Genomic DNA, 4342 nt, shown 5'->3' on the forward strand with positions numbered 1-4342 from the left:
GTCGACGCTGCGGGCGTCGCGGCCGGCGCCACTGGCGCGTCGGCGGCCAGGGCGTCGGCGGCCAGCAGGCACCCCAGCAGCAGCGTGGCGGGCAGCGCGCGGCGCGCGGTCCGGCGTGGGCATCGGGGCATCGGCGTCCTCCATGGAAAGAGCGCGAACGATACCAGCCCGCGCCCGCAGGGCCGCGTGTTGCTGCGTGACGTGCAGCCACCGGCGTCTGCCGCGACAGCGTAGCGGGCAGCGTGTCCACGCGCGCCGCCGCCGACAACATGCACTGTCCGCATGAAGTGCGCGGCGTGGCTCCGCGCCACGGATGAGCGCGGGCTTACCCGGCTTGCGACAGGTGCGCGATCGCCGCGGTGGCCGCGTCGCGGTCGTTGTCGTCGAATTGCGTGATCGCGATGCTGGCGACCGTGCCCGCGTCCAGGCAATGCACGTTGACGTCGATGCCGTCCGGATGGCTGCGCGGTACGTAGAAACTCTTGATGCCGCAGGTGCCGCAGAAGCGATGTTTCGCGGTGCCGGTGTTGAATCGGTAGTCGACCAGGGCGTCCTCGCCCGACAGCAGGCGGAAGCACGACGCCGGCACGATGAAATGCAGGAAGCCGGTCATCCGGCAGATCGAGCAGTTGCACTGGATCGCCTCGATCGCCGCCGGCGCATCGACTTCGAACCGCACCCGTCCGCAGTGGCAGCCGCCACGATGCGTCACGTCTCCACGCGGCTTCATGCGGGCGTGCGCGCCGGTGTCGCCGGGGCCGGATCCGCGTCGTGGGGTTGCGGCGCATTCACGCCCTTCGCCGTCGCCTTCGACGCCGGCCGCCGGTCATCGTGAGTTGGCAGCGACGACGCCAGCGGAAGCTTGGGGAACTCGCGATGCAGCGACGCATCCACCTGCAACGGTCGCGCCCAGCGCGCATAGCTGTGGACCAGCGCGCGCTTGAGTTGCTGGAAGCCGCGACTACCCGCGCCGACGCCGAACCCGCGTGCGATCGCATCCCAATCCTGGCCCGCGCCACGGTTGCGCTGCTCGACCACGCGCCGGCACGGCTGGCCCGCGGCCTGCGCCAGCGCGCAGGCGAAGTAGATCTCGCCAGCGCGCCAATGCCCGGTTTCGCGCAACTGCGCCACCAGTGCGGGCGGCGCGCCGTGGTAGCGCACCAGCTCGTCGTTGAAGGCGTCCGGATAGCGCGCGGCGTAGCGGTCGATGTCGAGCAGCGTGGCGTCCACCCAGGCATCGCCGGTGCCGGCAGGCGTGGCGGCATGCGCCACCGATGCCATCAGCGCCAGTAAAAGCATCGTGGCCACAGGCAGCCAGGCCATCGGATTCAAGGTTCGTGGCATGGGCAATCGCTCCGGGACATTGTCTTGCGGCCAGTTCGCGATCAAGGCGCGACTCCGGCCACGGGTTGCAGGGTGCTGGCCGATGCGAACGCACCGCCATGCAGGTCGCGCGGCTGCAGCCGGCCGTCGGGCAGCAACCGATAGATGCGCAGGCTGCCGGTATCGCCCTGCAGCCGCAAGCGCACCCCCTGGCGTTGCCAGCATCCATGCTCGACGAAGCGCGAAGCACCGGCACGGGTATGGAAGGTCTCGGTCAACGCGTAGTCGTCGTCCCGCGCCAGCGTCAGCTGGACGTCGATCCCGCGGCAATCGACGCAGGGGCGGGTTCCATTCCACTGCAATGTCGCGCGCGCCCCCGTGCCCAATGGCTGGGCATCGGCGTCTGGATGCGGACGCTGGCAAGCGGTCGCCACCAGCGCCAGCAACGCCGCCGCCAGGGGTTGGCGCCAGGTGCGCGCAGCCGGGGCCAGGACGACGGCAACCGATCGCATCGTTCGATTGTGCCGCATGCCCGGGCCTGCACGAGGCCGTGACGTGGCCGGGATTACGTTGTCCTGAATGGGGACACCGGGGACCACGCCATGACCAGCCGCAATGCATCCCTGCCCACATCGGCCGGTGCCACCGCTCCGCCCTCCGCGCGGCGCCGGCGCTGGATCGTGCCGACGCTGATCGGCGTGGTGTTGCTGGCCTTGTATGCCGGCAGCCTGGCCTGGGTCACGCACCGGCTGCAGGTGGACGTCCAGCGCAGCATCCATCCGGCGCCGTCGGTGCTGGAAGCCAGCAGCGATTGACCAAGTGGCTGGCAGGCGGCCGCCGCGGTGATCACCGCACGCGGCTCCCGCGCGCTCGGTCCGCACCCAGCCCCCGCACCAGCGCCGGGATCTCGTGCACGGCGGTCGCCTGTCGCAGCCGCGGTGCGTCCAGGGCGACGTCGGCCTCGGCCTCGTGGGCCCAGGTCACGTGGTACGGCAGGTGCACGCCCCAGCCACCGAGCGCCAGCACCGGCGCGATGTCCGAGCGCAGCGAGTTGCCCACCATCACGAACGCGTCCGGCGCCACGCCCATCGTCGCCAGCAGCCGCGCATAGGACGGGGCATCTTTTTCGCAGAAGACTTCGACGCGTGCGAAGTAGTCGCGCAGTCCCGAGGCCTCCACCTTGGCCCGTTGGTGGTGCAGGTCGCCCTTGGTGATCAGCACCAGCGCGTGGCTGTCCGCCAGGCTGGCCAGTGTTTCGCCGATGCCCGGCAGCAGTGCGACCGGATGGGTCAGCAGCGACTTGCCGATGGCGACGATGCGCTGCAGGTCCGCCGCCGACACCCGCGCGTCGGTGATCTCGATTGCCGCTTCCAGCATCGACAACGTCATGCCCTTGGCGCCGTAGCCGAACAGCGCCAGGTTGCGCTTCTCCACCGCGTACAGGCGCGCGTGGACGTCTTCGAGGTCGGCGTAGCGGGCGATGATCGCCTCGAACTCGCGCTGCGCGTCGCGGTAGTAATCCTCGCTGCGCCACAGCGTGTCGTCGGCATCGAAGCCGACCAGGCGGATGGCGTTGGACCGGGTCGGCGGACGCATCCGTGCAGTCTAGCGCGCACGAAAAGGGCGGCCCGAAGGCCGCCCCGTGGTCTTGGCGACGGGCGCGATCAGCCCTGGTGGTCGCTGCTGGTGCCGCGCGCAGCCAGGTACGCCTTGTACTCGTCGGTGGTGATCTTGCCGTCCTTGTCGGCATCGGCCTTGTCGAAGGTCGCGTTGAGGCTCTGCACGCTCGACACCTCGGTCTTGGACAACATGCCGTCCTTGTCCGTGTCCAGGTCCGACCAGCTGATCTGCTTGGCGGACGCCGATGCGGGCGTGGCCGGAGTCGCGGGGGTGGCGGGCGTCGCCGCCGTGGCGGCGGTCGCGCCATCACTGGCGGAGGTTGCCGGCGTGGCGGGGATCGCCGGTGTGGCCGGTGTGGCCGGCGTGGCGGCCGTCATGCTGGTCGTGGTCGTGGTGTCCGACACGCCGGTGGCATCCAAGTGGCCGGTGGCATTGGCCGAGGTCGCGGCGCCGGGGGCCGGAGTGGCGTGAGCGGCGGCGTGCTCCTGCGCGGTGGTGCTGGCGTGGGCTTCCTGCGCGAACGCAGCCGGGGCACACAGGGCGGCGGCGATGGCGGATACCAGGATCAGGGGATGGCGGGAATTCAAGGTCATCGGTTGTCGCTCCATTGGGGGATTGCGGCCACGCAGGCGTTGCGTCTGCCGGCCGACACGCTGCCGTGGACGATGTGAACAACGCCTCACGACCGTCGCCTCTCGGCAACGCTGTTTTAACGACGGCGGCGCCACCGCGACGACGCCGGCGGGGGAAGCGCGCCGAAACCGGCGCGATGGCAGTCGATGCGCGCGAGCAGGCGATCACCGGCATGCTGAACACCAACGCAACCTTTACGTCCGTGGTCGACGCCAGGCGGCGTGGCGCCATGCCCCGCCCCGCCGCATCCGGATCGACGTGCGTCGACAACGCAACCCGCGCAGTCCGGTCGGGAGGAAATGCAACGCTCGCGCCGGCGCAGGGAACGCGTCCCGACGCCCGATGCACTCAGCGGCCGCAGGTGCTGTCGCGCAGGATCTTCTGCACGCGCTCGTACTCACGCTGGTTGGCCGGTGCCGAATCGGCCGCGGAGAACTTCCAGGCCGCCTCGGTTTCGCGCCCGCGCCGCGTCCAGGCATCGCAGGCGGCGCCGTCGGGGACGCGCTGGCACTGGTCGGTGACCATCTGGCAGGCGACGCCCTCGCCCGCGTTGCCGGTGCCGTCGACATCGGTGACATCCAGGCGCACGCAGCGCGGTTCTGGCGTGGCGTTCTCGCTCAGGTAGCTGTCGTGGTCGTAGGTGTTGCACTGGAAAATCGGAGGCGGCGGCAGGCGGTCGGCGATCGGCGGCGTGGCCGCTGGCGCCGGCACGTCGGCGGTCGCGACCGGCGCCGGCGTGGCCGCAGCCACCGGCTCGGGCGGGCGT

General features: G+C 70.9%; 7 protein-coding genes. 1 reads left to right on the plus strand and 6 read right to left on the minus strand.

Annotated elements, in window-relative coordinates; genetic code table 11:
- Positions 1 to 325: 325 nt before the first annotated feature.
- The 3 genes from G7B67_RS12690 to G7B67_RS12700 are packed head-to-tail and all read right to left on the minus strand — an operon-like array spanning position 326 to position 1835.
- Positions 326 to 730 carry a GFA family protein gene (locus G7B67_RS12690; protein WP_166212990.1) on the minus strand — a complete coding sequence of 135 codons (405 nt, stop codon included), beginning with the start codon at positions 728 to 730 and terminating at the stop codon, positions 326 to 328.
- Positions 727 to 1344: a hypothetical protein gene (locus G7B67_RS12695; RefSeq protein ID WP_166212992.1), complete on the minus strand. Its 618-nt coding sequence runs from the start codon at positions 1342 to 1344 to the stop codon at positions 727 to 729. The genes G7B67_RS12690 and G7B67_RS12695 overlap by 4 nt, the downstream gene beginning before the upstream one ends.
- Before the next feature lie 41 nt (positions 1345 to 1385).
- Positions 1386 to 1835, minus strand: a complete 450-nt coding sequence (locus G7B67_RS12700; RefSeq protein WP_166212994.1) for a copper resistance protein NlpE N-terminal domain-containing protein — start codon at positions 1833 to 1835, stop codon at positions 1386 to 1388.
- A 90-nt stretch (positions 1836 to 1925) separates the two neighbouring features.
- Between G7B67_RS12700 and G7B67_RS12705 the strand changes: the two genes are divergently transcribed.
- Complete coding sequence (locus tag G7B67_RS12705) at positions 1926 to 2138, plus strand: hypothetical protein (protein WP_166212996.1); 213 nt, start codon at positions 1926 to 1928, stop codon at positions 2136 to 2138.
- Positions 2139 to 2169: 31 nt separating this feature from the next.
- Here the strand turns inward: G7B67_RS12705 and G7B67_RS12710 are convergent, their stop codons facing one another.
- From G7B67_RS12710 to G7B67_RS12720, 3 genes are all read right to left on the minus strand, one after another.
- Positions 2170 to 2919 carry an HAD family hydrolase gene (locus tag G7B67_RS12710; RefSeq protein ID WP_166212998.1) on the minus strand — a complete coding sequence of 250 codons (750 nt, stop codon included), beginning with the start codon at positions 2917 to 2919 and terminating at the stop codon, positions 2170 to 2172.
- A gap of 68 nt (positions 2920 to 2987) precedes the next feature.
- On the minus strand, positions 2988 to 3536 hold the full coding sequence (locus G7B67_RS12715; RefSeq protein ID WP_166213000.1) for an EF-hand domain-containing protein: 549 nt from the start codon (positions 3534 to 3536) through the stop codon (positions 2988 to 2990).
- A gap of 388 nt (positions 3537 to 3924) precedes the next feature.
- Positions 3925 to 4342: DUF4124 domain-containing protein (locus G7B67_RS12720; protein WP_166213002.1), on the minus strand; the 418-nt coding region annotated here is incomplete at its 5' end.

Origin of the sequence: Cognatiluteimonas telluris, from assembly GCF_011320095.1 — a bacterium.
Classification (GTDB): Bacteria; Pseudomonadota; Gammaproteobacteria; order Xanthomonadales; family Xanthomonadaceae; genus Cognatiluteimonas; species Cognatiluteimonas telluris.

Bases quoted from the DNA above. Each gene is read 5' to 3' on its own strand.
- G7B67_RS12715 (WP_166213000.1), bottom strand. From the start codon at position 3,536: ATGACCTTGAATTCCCGCCATCCCCTGATCCTGGTATCCGCCATCGCC.
- G7B67_RS12700 (WP_166212994.1), bottom strand. From the start codon at position 1,835: ATGCGATCGGTTGCCGTCGTCCTGGCCCCGGCTGCGCGCACCTGGCGC.
- G7B67_RS12710 (WP_166212998.1), bottom strand. From the start codon at position 2,919: ATGCGTCCGCCGACCCGGTCCAACGCCATCCGCCTGGTCGGCTTCGAT.
- G7B67_RS12695 (WP_166212992.1), bottom strand. From the start codon at position 1,344: ATGCCACGAACCTTGAATCCGATGGCCTGGCTGCCTGTGGCCACGATG.
- G7B67_RS12705 (WP_166212996.1), top strand. From the start codon at position 1,926: ATGACCAGCCGCAATGCATCCCTGCCCACATCGGCCGGTGCCACCGCT.
- G7B67_RS12690 (WP_166212990.1), bottom strand. From the start codon at position 730: ATGAAGCCGCGTGGAGACGTGACGCATCGTGGCGGCTGCCACTGCGGA.